Below are 16,199 nucleotides of genomic sequence, written 5' to 3'. Positions count from 1 at the left end.
CCTACTCGTCGGGGTGGACAGTCCCACCGAAGTCAACCACCACCCCCGCATCATTGACCACCACGCGCTCAACGTGCAGCACACCCCGCTCGGGTAGCCGGATCACCACACCCGTTTGGGCGTGGGCACGGCCGTTGTCCCCAGCCCGCCAGCGCAACCATCCCAGCGTGCCGAGACGGTCGCTCACTGCCCAGTGCTTTCCGTCGCGGGTCACCCACAGGCGGTCTCCGATGCGCACGTGCGCGATGCGCTCCGACATGGGGCCGCGCATGTTCAGGCCGTGGGAAGGGGGCGTGCCGGCGGCATACAGGTCGCTGGCGAACGGGCCAGTGTGCCCGATGAGTCGATCGCCGTTAGCGCGTTCTGAAATCACTGGGAACTTCTCCCACCACATCGCACCCATGGGTCGCACCGTAGTCCCTGCTCCCCGATGATCCTGGCTCAGCCCGTGCCTGCGCATGGGTCTAGGTATGAACAACTCACACCAGGACGACATCAACCGAGCACTGAAGGGCAAGGGTGGCAGCGTCTTCGCCATCGCCGCCGGGGTGCTGCTCATCGCCTTCATCATCTACGGGTTCTTCCTGTGACCGCCCAGGTTCAGCCCCCGGGGCGGGTGATCGGGCAGGCAGGTCATGGTCTGGCCCAGGACGTGTCGTGGGCGGTCAGCCAAGGGGCGGCAGATGCCGGTGCCAAGGGTGAGGCCCGCACCGCGCAGGTGCTGAACGCCCTTGCCGCCCGTCCTGGTGGCCCCACGGTGCTGCACGACTTGGCGATACCCATCCCGGGGTTCACCGCGAACATCGACCACGCCCTGGTCTACGGCAAGCGGGTGTTGCTGATCGACAGCAAGTGGTGGCGTCCGGGCTTCTACTGGACCCTCACCGGCCGCACCTTCCGCGGGACCGAGCGATTCGCCGCCGCCGACAAGCAGACGATGGCGATGGCCACGCAACGCCTGAGCACGTTCCTGTCCGAGCGTGGGGCACCCCACGTCGCGTTGGACACCCCGGTGGTGCTCATCTGGCCCTCGCGCTCCTCCCCGACGTTGCGCACCTGGGCACTGAAGATCCCCGGCACCCACCCGTTACACGCCGCCAGGGGTCTGCGCAGGTTGCGCAAACGGCGGTTCTGCGCCGGCGCTGATGCTGCTGTGGTCTCAGCGCTGGTGCCGCTGGTGGCATCGGTCAAGGCCGCCTCCCGGGCTAGTAGTAACGAAGCCCCGTTCGACTTCGACGACTGATAAGGACCACCGTTGGCACGCGCAAACGTCCAGCCGGCCACCTCCATTGCGTGGCTGATCATCACCCTCGGGGTGGTGGGTATCGGGGTGGCCACCTACTTCGGCTACCCCGGCATGGGTGTGCTGTGGCTGGCGGTGGTCGCCGCTGGGTGGGCTGAGCCGCACCCGGTATTCAGCGGCCCCAAGGACTCCTACGGCGCCCCCACCCCGCAAGGCCCCCGGGAGACCAAGGCCAGGGGCCGTTATCTGCTGATGAGCCAGTTGAAGTGGCGGCTGCTGGTGCCCAACGGGGACTGGCTTCCGGGCTGGCCGCCGCTGGCGTCTTGGTTCATCGCTGTTGCCGCTGGCGCGTTGGCCACCGCCTTGCCTACCGATGACTGGTGGGGTCCGTGGGTCAACGCCGCGGCCACCTTCATCCTCATCACCACCATCCCCGCCGCCAAGCGTCGCACCGGTGAGCCGGTGGATCCTCACCCGGGGGTGCGGGTGAACTCCCTGGGGCAGGTGCAATCCATCCGCCCGGTCATCATCGGCGCCCTGGTCGTCTTGGTGCTGGTGACCCTGGTGACGCTGGCGTTCATGGGCGGCCCACTGGCCGACGGGCTGGACCTGCCGCTGCCAGGTATCGCCTACGCATTGTGCCTGGCGGTGCTGGCCGGAATCGGGGTGTGCTGGCCGCAGTGGCAGGTCGCGGCACTGACCGACTGGCGCGACCGGGTCGCCTCCCGCAAGGAGTGGGAGCCACGTTGGCAGGTGGCTATCCCGCAGGCGGCCAAGAACGGCACACCCACCTTGGTTTCCCACCGCATGGTGGGCGCCTTGCGGGTGGACACCTTCGACGCCCCGCCCACGCTCGGAGCACCAGGGCTGTTGGGGTTGAAGCCCAAGATCAACCAGGCGATCGGTGGCGGGTACTCGGTAGCGATGTTGGTCACCCCGAACCTGGACTCTGCCGGCGCCCCGATGTCTGGCACTGAGCACCCGCTGCGGGTGGATGTGGTGACCTACCCCACCGACTCCCCACCAGACATCACCGACCCGGGCACCAGCCAGGAGGAAGCGGCGTACATGATCACCGCCGCACTGTCCCAGGCTGTCGATGCCTACGGTGGTGGTGGCGCCCAGTACATCTTCATCGACATCAAAGCGATGCACGTCGCCGCCCCGTCTGATGATTCTCCCACCGGGTGGGCCAGGTTGTGGGCCGTTAAGGCAAAGGGGGCCAAGTCGGGCGCCGACACCGGCGCCCATCTGCCTGCCGGCGAGCCAGCTGCCGCTGACGATGACGCCACTGCCCCGGCAGATGAGGAGCCTGCCGGGCCGCGCTACTCCGCCGGCGCGGTGTGGGCGGTGCGCCTGGGTGGTGCCAACACGATGGGGTACGCCCGCCGCCAGTACGCCTCCATGATCCCCGGCTACCTGGGCGAGGGCACCGAGGTCATCGTCAACGACTGGCCGGCCGGGTCACCAACCCGCTCTGAAGGTGAGCGGCTCTTCGCTGGTGCCCTGACTGACCCAGGCATCATCTACGCCGACGACAGCGTGCCGGCGATGCTGTCCGAATTGATGGAGGAAGACGCCTGGAACGCCCGGTGGGGTGCAGTGCTGAAGACCGGAGCGAACCAGCCAGAGCCGCAGTTCGTCACCCGCGCCACCTCCAAGATCCGCGGCACGGACTTAAATTCCCTGGCCTTCACTATCAAGCAGGGTGAGCAGGTCGGTGACTTCGAGAAACTCGAACCGAAGTTGGCCACCACCCTGATGGCCGCCCCGTTCGTATCCGTTGTCGGCTACCCCGGCCCCGGCGGCCGTCCAGGTGATCGACACCCGCAGGCGTTCGCGGTGCGCTGGGCCGATGGCCCGGTACCACCTAGTGCCGACCGGCTACCGCCTTCACGGGAGGTGTCCCAGCGTTCCTCCACCATCACTTCCGCCGAGCATTGGGTGTTGGCCGGGCAGTTGAACGCCGCCTTCGACTCGGCCAGGCTCGCGCGCCCTGAGGTGATGTCCGTGCATCCACTGACGCGGCCAGGGGGTGCTGCTGGGCACATCTGGCAGGTGGAGGCCCGTATGTATGGCGGTGTGGGACTGGCGGAGGTGCGCTCCAAGATGGCCCGGCTGATGTCCACTTTGTCGGTGCCCTGGATGCAGGTCACCCCCGCCAACCAGCCGCAGGTGCTGGTGTTCGTCCTTGGTGCCGACTACCGAAAGGCCCGCCTGGCCAACCCTGAGGAGGACTTGCCCTATCTGGCCGATCTGGAGTGGCAGCAGGCGTGGGTGGACGCCAAGCTCATTTCCTCTCAGGGCCTGACGCCCACCACGATTGCCACCGCCCCGTTGCCGACCAACGACAAGGTGCTCGCCCTGGACTTCGAGTTGCCCTCGGGCATCACGCGCTCCCGCATCAAGGGCGCGGTGGAGAAGTTGAAGGGCTCTAGCCGCAATGAGTTCGTCGAGGTTCGCCCTGGTGGGCATGGGCCTAGTTCGGTGCGCCTGCTGGTGTGCCCTGAGGACCCGATGCCCTTCCCGGCCCCGATCGACTTCGACTACGTCCACTCTCCCGACTCGGCCGGCCTGATCCCGTTCGCCACCGGGGTGGAAGGTGAGCCGATCTCCTGGAACATCGAGGAGGACGTTCATCTCTTGATTGTTGGCAGTTCGGGAAGCGGGAAATCTGGAACGGTGCAGATGCTGCTGTATTCGATTATCGAACGCGGCTGGGACGTGCACGTGGCGGACCCGGTGAAGGTCGGTGCTGACTTCCGGTTCGCCGCCCCATGGCTGAAGTCGATGACGTTCACCGTCGAGGAGACCTCGGCGATGATGGACGCTGTCTACGCCGAGGTTCAGCGCCGCCGGTCCCTGAACGGTGAGTACGGGGTCGGCTCCTACCGGGACCTCCCCGAAGAAGTGCGCCCGCCACACTCGGTCATCATCATTGACGAGTTCACCTCCCTCATCCTGCCCGACAAACCGCGTAAGCCTGCGACCGCAGACCCCGATGCGATGGCCGGCTACGAGGAGGCTGTGCGCATCGCCTCCCTGGTGGGCAACATCGCAGACAAGGTCGGTCGCATTACCCGTGAGGCCCGCTCGGCCGGGGTAACGCTGGTGCTGGCCACCCAACGGCTGACCGCCAAGGAACTCGAAAGCACTCCCGGCGGGAACACGATCCGAACCAACATGTCCCGAATTCTTCTGGGCAAGTCCACCTTCGGTGAGCGCCAATCAGCACTGAAGGACCCCGAGAGCGCGCCGGACTTGGGCGACGTAGTTCCTCAGGGCCGTGGCCTGCTAGAGACCTCCGGGCACCCCATCCGCATCGTCCAGTCCTGGTACGGCCACCCCATCGACGAGGTGCTGACCGACCGACTGCGCCAGCGGGTGAAGCCACTGAGCGGGGCCGAGAAGATGGACCTGGAGCCGTTCATGCCCAAGGTCGAGGAGATGGTGGTCGAAGGTGCCGTCCTGGACGTGGGCGCCGGGACACCCGCCGGTGGTGCGGCTACTGAGTTGGACGCCATGGAACTGGATCTGGAGGACCTGGAGTTGCCCGGGGAGGACTTCTCCGACCTGGACTTGGCCGACCTGGAAGGGTCATCCGGTGACGACAACGAGGAGCCCGTTCAGGCGTCTGCCACGCAGGAGGCCACCTTGGCACCCGCGCCCCGCCCCGGTGAGCCCGTACTGGCCACCGACGACCACGACGCCGCCCTGGCGCTTGGTGTCTCAACCATCTGGCTCGGTGAGGTAGGCGATCCGCCACCGGGTGCCCGGCCCGCTGACGAGGCCGACCGGTTGCTGGGACACCACCACCTGGACGCCTTGGCCGACCTGCTCAACGCCGACTCCCCGCCCAGCCACCTGATCTGGATCGCATCAGCCGTGTCCGACAGCGACGACCTCGGCACCCCTTTGAAGGAGACGGTGGACTACCTGGCTCAGCGTGCAGGTGACGTGCCTGTGCTGGCCGCACCGACGTTCAATGAGATGCAGGTGCGCAGTTTCCTGGGCTTGGACGACTCCCCCACCGACCAGCAGGGCGCCATGGATTCGCAGGAGGTGGACTGGGAAGACGACGCCGAAACGACGCCCACGCCCGCTGACGGTCCGGACTGGGATGAGGTCCAGCCCGAACCGCAGCAGGAGCACGCCGGTGAAGCCACAGAGTTCGACTTCGATCTGGAGGAGGTCGCACCAACTCCCACCTCAGCCAAACCGGCGCTCGAACTGGGCGAGAACGAGGAGGAGTTCTCCTTCTGACGACCCGCACACACGACTGGCACGCATCGGTGGGCACCTGGAGGCCCCTGATCGCACGTCAGGACGGCAGCCCGTAATCCTGTACTCGCAAGGGCCCGGCGCGCAAGCACGGAATCTACCTGCGCAAGCGCCTGTCCGGTGTATCACTCACTAATACACTTGCCGCTGTTGGTCGGCTTCGCCAGGAGCCGATGCGGGGATCGCGCCAACTGAATCGGGATGGGAAGGAATTACATGGGAGCAGCGCAGGCGAACGCCGCCAGGGTCATGCAGAGCGCGATCTGGGACACCGCGGATAAGTTCCTGCGCAACGTCGTTGAGGAGGAGGACTACGGCGACTACATCATCCCCTTCACCGTGCTTCGCCGCCTGGAGTGTCTGCTAGCAGACACCAAGCCGGACGTACTAACGTTTCTCGCCGAAACAGATCTGACCGGCAAGATGCTGGAACTGAATATTCAGCACCGGTTCGGGCTGCACTTCTACAACACTTCCCCGCTGGACCTCCCGACGATTGCGAAGAGCGACGACAAGGTCTACGAGTCGCTGGAGTTGTACATCTCGTCCTTCTCGGATTCGATCCGGGACATCTGGGACCACTTCGAACTCCTCGAGCGTGCCAAGAAGTTGGCCAACGCCGGCCGACTCTGGGGCGTGGTGAAGCACTTCGCCAAACAGCCGATGCATCCCGAAGAACTGCCCGACACGGTGATGGGCGACATCTTCGAAGACATTATGTACAAGGCCTTCAACAAGAAGGGCAAAGGTGCCGGCGCCTTTTACACGCCCCGCGACGCGATCCGGTTGATGGTCGATGTGCTGTTCAGTTCCGACGACGACGGTCTGACCGGCTCACACCCGGCCCGCTCGGTCTACGACCCCACGGCCGGCACCGGCGGCATGCTGCTTGTTGCGAAAAGGGCGCTAAAGGAACTCAACTCGAGCATCGACGTGGGGCTGTATGGCCAAGAGATGATGTCGTTCGCCTACGCAATCGGGAAGGCAGACCTCCTGATCCAGGGCGAACGACCCGAGGCGCTCAAGTTTGACAACACATTGCGGGTGGACCGCTACGCCAGCCAGACCTTTGACTACGTACTCTCCAACCCTCCCTTCGGCACCGACTGGTTCGACGACAAGGAACACGTCGAAGAACAGGCCAAAGTGCCTGGATCACGCTTTTCGCACGGACTGCCCCCGACTCCTGACGGCCAGATGCTGTTCTTGGCGCACTGCGCCACGAAGTTAAGTCCAGCTGGTCCAGGTGGTTCCGGCGGTCGCGCCGCGGTGGTGTCCAACGGCTCGCCGCTGTTCACCGGCGGCCCTGGTTCGGGACCAGACAGGATCAGGGCTTGGCTCCTGACGGACTATGTCGATGCGATCATCGGCCTTCCAAACAACATGTTCTACGGCACCGATATCGCTACATATGTATGGATCCTAGATGCGAACAAGGAGCCACATCGCCAGGGCAAGATCCAACTCATCGACGCGACCCGAGCTTGGCACACGATGCGTAAACCTATGGGTGAGAAACGGCGCGAGATGACCAGCCAAGACCGTGATGTCATCCTGGAGGCGTATCAGGGGTTCGAGCACTCCAACATCTCTAAGATCGTCGCTCCCGACGACCTGGCCTACCGAGACGTGCCTGTGTACCTCCGTCGCCGCCTGGACGTCAAGGTCACCGAGGAGGCGGTCCAGAAGGTTCTCACGCACAGTGCCGCCACCGCGGAGCACGAGTCCTTGGTCCGCCGACTCAGGGGACCATGGAACACGCTTCCTGGTGTCATAAGGAAGGAAGCCCAGACGGCCGGCCTGCGAGTCTCAGCTCCACTGCTGGACACGATCATGTTCGCAGTAGCGGTAGACGACCCTGACGCCCCGCTCGCCGTGGACCGGCGCGGGCGCCCGATGTTCGTGGAAGACTGGAAAATGATTGAGCGGGTGCCGCTGTCGGAGGACATGACTGAGCACATGGAGCGTAACGTGCTGCCCTTCGCGCCCGATGCCGTGTGGAACGAGGAGGCAGCGAAGGTTGGCTATGAGATCCCCTTCAGCCGACTGTTCTACATACCCACCCTGATGCGGTCTCTCGACGAGATCGACGCCGACGTGCTCGAGGTTATGAGGTCACTCGGCGAGAAGTTCAAGGCGGTGCATGGCGAGTGACGTACTGGCTCGGCAGCCTGCCGAACGGGTGGCGCGTTCGTTCTCTGCAGTACCTCTGCAACATCGAAACGGGTGAGCGAGACACTGCCGACGCTGTTGAGGCGGGGGCGCTTCCGTTCTATATCCGGTCACAGACCGTGCATCGCATCGACTCAGCTACGCATGAAGGCGAGGCGATACTGACACCAGGGGATGGCGCAGTCGGGGAGATCTTCCACCATCACCGATGCGGACCGTTCGCGGCGCATCAGCGTGTCTATGTGCTTCGCAACTTTCATCCCGAGGTCTTGCCCAGGTTCCTATATTTTGTCTTCAGCGCCACGTTTCGCAATGTGACACAGCAGGGAACTGCCAAATCGACAGTCGACTCTCTCCGTCGACCCATGCTCACCTCATTCCCGGTGCCCCTCCCACCACCAGTCGATCAAGAGCGCATCGCCAACTACCTCGACCGCGAGACGGCTGAGATCGATGCGATGGATGCCGAGTTGGACCGACTCCTCGAGACCTTGCGGGAACGCCGGACGGCATTTACGGAGTCATTGACTGCAGGTCGTTTCGAAACTGGCAGGCTAATTCCGCTTTGGAGTATTCTGGCGCCGGTAAAAGACCAAGGGCACCCCGCCGAAGACGTGCTATCGGTATATCGTGACTTCGGCGTTATCCCGAAGGACTCACGCGAGGACAACTTCAACCGAACGCCCGAGAATCTGATGAGATACCAATTGGTTCGGCCTCGCGATCTCGTTGTCAACAAGATGAAGGCCTGGCAGGGCTCCCTGGGGATCTCTTCTCACCGCGGTATCGTCAGCCCCGACTACCAGGTGTGTCGGCCAGTCGGTGTCGAGGTAGATCCCCAGTATCTGCACGTTGTCTTGCGGTCTCCTCAGATGATCCCGCAGTACCGTGTGCGGTCCAAAGGGGTGCGGCCTTCTCAGTGGCGACTGTACTGGGAAGATATGGCACCTCTCATGATTCCGGTACCGGATATCGCTGAGCAGCGTCGCATCGTCGGAGAACTCAATGGACAGACAACTCGCATCGACGGAATGGTCGCCGACGCAAGACGCCTAAAGGGTCTGCTCGTTGAGCGGCGCTCGACTCTGATCACCGAAGTCGTCACTGGCGCGAAGGAGGTGCCGGCGTGAGCAAGGCACAGATCATGGAGGCCGAGTTCGAGGAGAACATTTGCGATGCGCTAGCGACCTCTGGGTGGGAGTACTCCGGCAGCGAAGCAGCCGATCCGCAGTGGGATCCCGCTCTGGCGCTGCACAAAGCAGACGTGCTGCGTTGGCTGGCCCACCGGCACCAGGAGGAATACGAGAGGGCCATACCCGCGGGATTGGCCGGGACTGCATTGCAGCAAGCCGAGAATGGTCTGCTGCAGCGCGTGGCTCATGTGCTGGCGGCTAGACCAGTGGTCGATCCGAACACCTTCCGGGAACGCAACGGTTTGCTCGGTGTACTCCGGACCGGCTTCGACTACATCGCCCCAGGTCGTCCTGCGGCGAAGTTTGGCGGCATGGTCGAGTTCCCGCCTGAGAACCCGTTGCTCATCCAGTCTCAACAATGGTTTGACGACAACCGTCTTCGTGTCCTGCGGCAGGTGAGGTTCGACAGCACTAAGACATCGACCATCGACCTGGTGTTGCTCGTCAACGGCATACCGGTCATCACGATGGAGTTGAAGACCGACCACACCCAGCAGGCCAGTTCAGCCGTCGAGCAGTACCGCAAGGACCGCATGCCGACGAAAAACACTCCCCTGCTGCAGCCGGGGCGCTGTTTGGTGCACTTCGTGGCCTCCAACCAACTTGTGTTGATGACGACCGCGTTGAAGGGGCGCGAGACCCATTTCATCCCGTTCGATAAGGGCAACAGCGGACATGCAGGCAACGCCTCGTCGGCGACCGGCTCGCCCACGGATTATCTGTGGCGCGAGGTGCTGAGGCCCTCGTCGTTGATCCGCATCCTCAACAGTTTCGCCATGCGCGAGAAGGACGGAACGCTGGTCTTTCCTCGCTACCACCAACTGCGTGCGGTCGAGAAGGTCACCGGCGACGTCGCGGAGTCCTCGGCCGGAGGCCGGTATCTGATTTGGCACAGCGCTGGTTCGGGTAAGACCAAGACAATCGCCTGGCTCTCCCATCGCCTCGGGCGGCTCTTTGGCGTCGACGGTGAGAAGGTCTTCGACTCGATCATCGTGGTCTCCGACCGTCGTGTGCTAGATGACCAGATTCGTCGTGCGGTCAATCTTTTGGGCGCTTCCAAGGGGTACGTGGTCGGGATCACCGAGGGCGGCGGCTCGAAATCTTCGCAGTTGCATGAGGCCCTGACTGAGGGCGACCACATCATCACGGTGACGCTGCAGTCCTTCCCGGAGTCGTTGAAGATCATCAACGACTCCTCTGAACTCAAACAACGCCGATGGTGTGTGATCGCCGACGAGGCGCACTCGTCACAGACCGGTGAGGCCGCCGGCGACCTGCGCAAACTACTGGCGTCCCGTGTTGAACAAGACCCCGACCCGGATGATGACCAGATCACGACCGATGATCTGTTGTTAGCCCAGGACAGCGCAGTGGCCGAGGCCAGCAATATGACGTTCGTTGCGCTGACAGCCACGCCCAAGCACCGCACCTTGCGACTGTTCGGCACCAAGACGGATCGCGGATGGGAAGCGTTCGACACCTACACGATGGCCCAGGCGATAGAGGAGGGTTTCATCCTCGATGTACTGCGCAGGTACTCCACCTATGACATGTTCGCCAAGGTCCGCGACACCGCCACGAATCAAGAGTCCGGCGACATCCTCGTCGACGGCGTCAAGGCAGTCTCCTCGATCGTGCGATTTGTGCGCTTGCACCGCATCGCTATCGCCCAGAAGGTCGAAGTGGTCATCGAGCACTTCAGGGCAAACGTAGCCAGTTCGTTGAACGGGCGGGCTCGGGCAATGGTCGTGACTTCCTCTCGTGAGGAAGCTGTTCGCTGGTCCATCGCGATGAATGACTATCTGGCCAAGCAGGGGTACCACGACATGACCGCGCTGGTGGCATTTTCCGGCAAGATCAACGTCGACGGTGAGGAGTACACCGAGCCGACGATGACCGGGGTGAGCGAGAAGGCGCTTCCCACGCACTTCCGGGAGACCGATGCAGCTCGTGTGCTGATCGTTGCGGACAAGTTCCAGACTGGCTACGACGAGCCGCTGCTGTGCGCCATGTACGTGGACAAGAGCCTCAGCGGCATCGCCACGGTGCAGACGCTTTCGAGGCTCAACCGCCCTGCTCCGGACAAGCCGACGCCGATTGTGGTGGACTTCGTCAACGACCCGCAGAGGATCCAGGAGGCGTTCGCCGAGTACTACTCTGACGCCTATATCTCGCAAGAGACCGACCCGAATGTTCTGTTCAACCTGGCCAACCGCTTGGATCTGGCCGGATACTACGACACCGACGAACTGTATGAGATCTCCGAGGCGTACTTGACCGGCGCCGGCGGGGAGGCGATCGGCAAGGTGCTGAATCCGGTGGTGCTGCGGTGGAACGAGGCTCTACAGAGCGCCTCGACCAAGGCAGAGAAGGAGGAGGTGCTGGCCTTTCGGTCCTACGCCCGCACGTACCGCAATGCGTGGGACTTCCTCAGCCAAGTCATCGACTACCAGGACCCGGTGCTGCACCGCCGCGCAATCTTGGCCGGGCTGCTGGTCCGCAACCTCCACACCGACGTGCTGATCGAGACCATCGACACCAGCCGAGTGGAACTGACCGGAGTCGCCGTGGTGGCCACATCACTAGACCAGGACCAGAGCGTGCTTTCTAAGGAGCCAGTTGACCTGCCGGCACCTTCCTATGACGGTGACAAGACCTACGGTGGGCGCACCCCTGAGCAAATTGCCTTGCAGGAGGCCATCGACAAGGTGAACCAACTGTTCGCCGCCAATGGCCTCAACCTGGGCAACGGCTCAGGTGAATCGTGGACTCGCGCGGTATGGGGTGTCTTGTCGGAGGACCAAGATGTCCAGGCCATGTCGGCAGAGAACTCCGAGGAACAACTGATGGCCTCGCCCAGGTTCAGGGACAAGATAACCGGAGCCGTTGTCTCAGTGGCCTCGGACTCACAGGCCATGACCGAGGCTGCGATGGCGAACACAGATCTGTACAACGACGTCGTCGAGTTGCTTGCCAAGGTCTCCGCGGTCGTGCATGGCAAGCAAGCGTCGTGAACAAATGGCCAGTACACCCGTTGCTCAGGCGGTCCGCGAAGCGCGGCAACGCCGCGGGTGGTCTCAACTGGAGTTGGCCAACCGGGCTGGTGTTTCACGGCCTACCGTGGCCAGATTAGAGGCCGGGCAGCAGGTCACCATGACCACCCTGGGCAAGGTCGCCACGGTCCTGGAACTCCAGATCAGCGTTTCCCTGAAAAACCGCTCGGCGTGAGTGTCCGTGCCCGACCCTCATCCCACAGGATGTCCCTATGGCCACCGCTACGCGCAGACGGTTTAGGTTCGTAGACCGCTACAAGGCACTCGTGAAGAGGGCCCCAGCGGAGATAGCGAGCACCCACACCACCAACTCGGCCTCACTGGAGCGCCTTGTCGAGTTGAGCCTGGTCTTTCAATGGCACACCCTTCCCCCTACCGCAACAGCGTGACCAGGTAGATAAACACGGCAGCAATCGCGGCAAACACCGGCACGCCGCAGTCAACGACGCCACTCAACAAGCCTGCGGTGCTGACGTTACCTGACGGCAACACCCGTCTCCGACCGCGTCGATCCCTGCCTCGACGACCTCAGGGTAGATGCCGACGTCGTCGACATTGAGCAGCAGGGTGCGCATGCCGCTCAGTCTGACAGCGCTGCGGACGCGTCTCTACGTCTTTGGTGGTTTTCTGGCTCTTCCGGTTTTAGAGTGCATTGATCCGGGTCACCAGTTGGCCGGAGTGCAGTAGGCAGCGCAGGACGTAGTGGTCGAAGTTGCGGAACCCTAGGGCGATGCCGCGTAGGGCTTCGAGGCGTCCGTTGATCGCTTCGACGGGGCCGTTGGAGGCTCCGCCACGGTCGAAGAACGCCAGGATCTGGTCTCGTTTGCGCCAGAGCGTGCGGCCGAGTTGAGCGAGTTCCTCCAGCCCCTCGGGTAGCCCGCGCCGGAGCCTGGTGATGAGGGCCTGCATGCGCTTCTTGCCGGCGGCCGGATCTGGGTGTTGGTAGGCGCTGATGATGTCCTGGTAGATGTGCCAGGAGACCTCCAAGGCCGCGTGGTCCTCGTGTTCGGCGAACAGCCGCTGCAGTCGGGCGATCTGCTCATCGGTCAGTAGCGACTGCCGGGTCAGCAGTGTTCGCCGGCCGCGGTAGAGCAGGTTCTCCTTGCGGCCCCGGTGGCCGTGGATCTGCTGCTGCAGGCGCTGACGACAGACGGTGAGTTTCTCCCCAGCCAGGTGAGATCGGGCCGGAGCGCCCTGCCAGAGTTTCCGCTGGTGGGTTTCTCCGGCCCGTCTCCCGAACCGGACGTGCGATTTCCACCGCATCCGGCTCTCCACGAGCACAGGCCGCAGGTCAGGTGATGATGATGGTCGGCTCCCACGGCGTTGGGATCTTCGTTCCGCGGTAGCGGTAACGGGTGATCGGCACTGTCCCGCAGTTGAACAGTGAGACGCCGTCGTGCTCTGGCCACCAGTTGTTGGCCAGGTAGTGCCGTTTCAGCCACCGCCATGTGGCACGTTTGTGTTTGCGTCGGAGCCAGTGCACGATCCGTTCCCAGGTGTACTGGTGCAGGTGAGCAAAGGTCCGGCTCGAGACGCCGTGCCGGAAGTAGCCGGTCCAGCCGCGCAGCACCTGGTTGATGCGGCGAAGCAACTCGGACAGGGGCTGGTTCGTTCCCATTCTGGTGATCGCCTTGACCTTCGCCCGGATCGAAGTCAGCGACTTCTTGGAAGGCCAGGTGTAGACGTATCGCTTGTTCGAGCCCTGTTGGCGTTGCCGCTGGATGCGGAACCCCAAGAACTCAAACCCCTCGTCGATGTGAGCGGTCAGCGTCTTGTGCTCCGATAGGCGTAGGCCCATCGGAGCGAGCACTGCTGCGACCTCGCCCCGCAGTTCCTCGGCGTGAGCCTCGGAGCCGGCCACCATGACCACGAAGTCGTCCGCGTAGCGCACCAGGCGATACGTGGCATTTCCGTGTTTGCGGCGGGTCGCCCGCTGGGGTCGGGTGGCCATATCGCGCTGCCAGGCTTCGGCGAAGTGATCGTCAAGGACTGACAATGCGATGTTGGCCAGCAGCGGCGACAAGATGCCGCCTTGGGGTGTGCCCATCTTGGTGTCCCTGGTGACGCCGTCCTCGTCGAGGATGCCAGCGCATAAGAACGCCTTGATCAACGCCAAGACACGTTTGTCTCCGATCCGCTCCCTGATCCGGTCCATCAGAGCCGGGTGGGAGATCTCATCGAAGCACGCTTCGATGTCACCTTCGAGCACCCACTGGTAACGGTTGGATGCCAGCATGTGAATCTCAGCGATCGCGTCATGAGGTCGACGACGCGGACGAAACCCGTAACTGCACGGGTGAAAGTCCGCCTCGAAGATGGGTTCGAGGACCAACTTCAGGCTGGCTTGCACGATCCGGTCCCGCACAGCAGGGATGCCCAGACGACGGTACTTGCCCGGCGTCTTCGGAATCATCCGTTCCTTGACCGGGAGCGGTTCGAAACTGCGGGCCTTGAGATCATCTCGCAGCCGATGCAGCATCGCGTCCCCAAAGTCGATGGAACGTGGAACCACGCCATCGACCCCGGCAGATCGTGCCCCTCGATTCCCTCTCACCCGATCCCATGCAACCGTCAGGAACGCGGGATCGGTGACAAGGTTGAACAGGTCATCGAACCGACGATCACCATCATCGGCTGACCATTGGTGCAGTTTGGTCTGGATACCCAGTACCCGCACCCGAGCCTCATCGAGGTCGAGCCACGGCTCGCCGATATTCACCAGCGACCTCCCGGCATTCCATCGCATCGACTGCATACTCGCTGGGTCCCTTCGCCATGTGGACGGCTTTCCCGCCCTCGGACTACTACGGACCCTCCGCCCCCTCCCGGAGCCGTCAGTTGACGGTGAACCTGCCCGCCGACCAGCAGACTGCTGGCCGGGAAGGGCGACTTCGGGATGGTTCCCACGTTCACTGTGTGTCGGTTGGCAGGATCGGCGCCCAGCTCTGCCGCTACAGCCTCGCCGTCACCGAACCCGCAGCACTGCGGTGACGGCCTCCCCGCCGACGTCAGTAGTCGGCTTCGGAGTCGCTGACCACGTACATCCTGATCAGCGCGCACTGTTGCCCGGCCCAGATCCGCCAGGTTCGAGCCGGTTCCACCCTTAAGCAGGTTCAACCACTGGTTCACTCTCGTTACACCTCTCTGCCTTGCTTGCCGGGCACGCTGCCATCTGGCAGTACTGGCACGCCCCGGCTTTGTCAGGGCTGCTTGCCGCCCTCCCCCGCACCTCCGGGATCAGGCTGCCCTCAACTTCACCGATCTGCTGCGACAGACCAGCGGGGTGGGCCTCTCACCCACCCCCGAACACACAGCGCCTCGCGGCGCACTTGCACCGTGTGGAAGGGGTCCATCACCGGTGTGGCCTGCGGCAGTGCTTCTTTGGTGGCGCTGTGATAGCCGGTGAAGCCATCCATGGTGACCACCTCGATGCGGTCGCGGAACTCCTGGGTGTGCTCGGCCAACCAGTCGGTGAGTACCTTCGCCGAACGGCCTGCTTGCACATCCAGCAGCCGCGCCGGCCCGGTGCCCTCGATCGTGGGGGTCAGATCTACCAGGATCGTGACATACGAGTCCTCACCGCCGCCGCGCACGTGTTTCCACTTGTGCTCATCGACCCCCAAGATCCGCACCCCTTCCAGGTGGGTCGGGTCGTCATAGACCAGGGTGCGGGCGGCATCGACCGCGAGGTTATTGACCAGGTCCCATCCCAGTCCCAGGGCCCGGGCCACGGCGCTGATGCTCATCTTGTCGATCGCCAAGCGCTGCAGGATCCACCGGGTGCACCGGTTGGTGGTCTTGGCCCCCACCGCGGCGCAGTCCAGCCGTTGCTGGAAGATCCGCTGCGGGCACTGGGTCCCGGTGCACCGATAGCGAGGCAGGCGCACGTGCAACCTGGTGGGATGGCCGGCCACCGGTACGTCGGTCAGCACCCGCACCACGTGATCCCGCAGGACCCCTTCGGCCCCGCAGGACGGGCAGAACGGCAACCCCTGGCGCGGTCGGGCCTGGATGATGGTGACGTCTGCGGCGTCGATGCTGGCCCCGGTGATCATCAGGTCCAACTCCGCGGTGCGACAGATGACATCAGCAACAGGGCAACCAGAAACAGCGGCAGAGCAGGTAGATTTCATCGCGGGCCTTGGGTGTTTGGATCGGACTGGTTAGCACCTCCAATCCTCACCCAAGGCCCACCTGCTCCCAGGCCCACCACGCCGCCTGATCAGCCCCTCAACGCACCCTCAAACCGGAAGAGCC

The 16,199-nt window shown here is 63.6% G+C and carries 11 protein-coding genes; 6 read left to right on the top strand and 5 right to left on the bottom strand.

Going from position 1 to position 16,199, the window contains the following annotated elements; translation table 11 throughout:
- Window position 1: 1 nt before the first annotated feature.
- Window positions 2-259 (bottom strand): hypothetical protein, encoded by a 258-nt coding sequence (locus tag ACO0LU_RS18565; protein ID WP_424792834.1) that lies wholly within the window; start codon window positions 257-259, stop codon window positions 2-4.
- A 327-nt stretch (window positions 260-586) separates the two neighbouring features.
- Here ACO0LU_RS18565 and ACO0LU_RS18560 point away from each other — a divergent pair, with 327 nt between their 5' ends.
- The 6 genes from ACO0LU_RS18560 to ACO0LU_RS18535 all read left to right on the top strand — a co-directional run bounded on the left by ACO0LU_RS18560 (window position 587) and on the right by ACO0LU_RS18535 (window position 12,117).
- Entirely contained in the window at window positions 587-1,243 is a 657-nt protein-coding gene (locus ACO0LU_RS18560) for a nuclease-related domain-containing protein (protein WP_424792833.1), read from the top strand.
- Between the two features lie 12 nt (window positions 1,244-1,255).
- Window positions 1,256-5,506: an FtsK/SpoIIIE domain-containing protein gene (locus ACO0LU_RS18555; RefSeq protein WP_424792832.1), complete on the top strand. Its 4,251-nt coding sequence runs from the start codon at window positions 1,256-1,258 to the stop codon at window positions 5,504-5,506.
- Between the two features lie 234 nt (window positions 5,507-5,740).
- Window positions 5,741-7,678 carry a type I restriction-modification system subunit M gene (locus ACO0LU_RS18550; RefSeq protein ID WP_424792831.1) on the top strand — a complete coding sequence of 646 codons (1,938 nt, stop codon included), beginning with the start codon at window positions 5,741-5,743 and terminating at the stop codon, window positions 7,676-7,678.
- Window positions 7,675-8,826, top strand: coding sequence for a restriction endonuclease subunit S (locus tag ACO0LU_RS18545; RefSeq protein ID WP_424792830.1), 1,152 nt, complete (start codon window positions 7,675-7,677; stop codon window positions 8,824-8,826). The genes ACO0LU_RS18550 and ACO0LU_RS18545 overlap by 4 nt, the downstream gene beginning before the upstream one ends.
- Entirely contained in the window at window positions 8,823-11,903 is a 3,081-nt protein-coding gene (locus tag ACO0LU_RS18540; RefSeq protein WP_424792829.1) for a type I restriction endonuclease subunit R, read from the top strand. The genes ACO0LU_RS18545 and ACO0LU_RS18540 overlap by 4 nt, the downstream gene beginning before the upstream one ends.
- Window positions 11,884-12,117 (top strand): helix-turn-helix domain-containing protein, encoded by a 234-nt coding sequence (locus tag ACO0LU_RS18535; protein ID WP_424792828.1) that lies wholly within the window; start codon window positions 11,884-11,886, stop codon window positions 12,115-12,117. Before ACO0LU_RS18540 ends, ACO0LU_RS18535 begins: the two co-directional genes overlap by 20 nt.
- A gap of 277 nt (window positions 12,118-12,394) precedes the next feature.
- On the opposite strand, the gene ACO0LU_RS18530 is transcribed toward ACO0LU_RS18535, so the two are convergent.
- The 4 genes from ACO0LU_RS18530 to ACO0LU_RS18515 all read right to left on the bottom strand — a co-directional run bounded on the left by ACO0LU_RS18530 (window position 12,395) and on the right by ACO0LU_RS18515 (window position 15,997).
- Window positions 12,395-12,517 carry a hypothetical protein gene (locus ACO0LU_RS18530; RefSeq protein WP_424792827.1) on the bottom strand — a complete coding sequence of 41 codons (123 nt, stop codon included), beginning with the start codon at window positions 12,515-12,517 and terminating at the stop codon, window positions 12,395-12,397.
- A 67-nt stretch (window positions 12,518-12,584) separates the two neighbouring features.
- On the bottom strand, window positions 12,585-13,205 hold the full coding sequence (locus ACO0LU_RS18525; protein ID WP_424791527.1) for an ISL3 family transposase: 621 nt from the start codon (window positions 13,203-13,205) through the stop codon (window positions 12,585-12,587).
- Window positions 13,206-13,233: 28 nt separating this feature from the next.
- Window positions 13,234-14,688, bottom strand: a complete 1,455-nt coding sequence (gene ltrA, locus ACO0LU_RS18520) for a group II intron reverse transcriptase/maturase (protein WP_424791528.1) — start codon at window positions 14,686-14,688, stop codon at window positions 13,234-13,236.
- Between the two features lie 508 nt (window positions 14,689-15,196).
- On the bottom strand, window positions 15,197-15,997 hold the full coding sequence (locus ACO0LU_RS18515) for an ISL3 family transposase (protein ID WP_424791529.1): 801 nt from the start codon (window positions 15,995-15,997) through the stop codon (window positions 15,197-15,199).
- Window positions 15,998-16,199: the final 202 nt, after the last annotated feature.

It is taken from the genome of Pseudactinotalea sp. Z1748 (assembly GCF_049725185.1).
Classification (GTDB): domain Bacteria; phylum Actinomycetota; class Actinomycetes; order Actinomycetales; family Beutenbergiaceae; genus CALKWS01.
The sequence above is the reverse complement of the archived record's forward strand: the minus strand, read 5'-3'. Positions and strand labels throughout refer to the sequence as shown.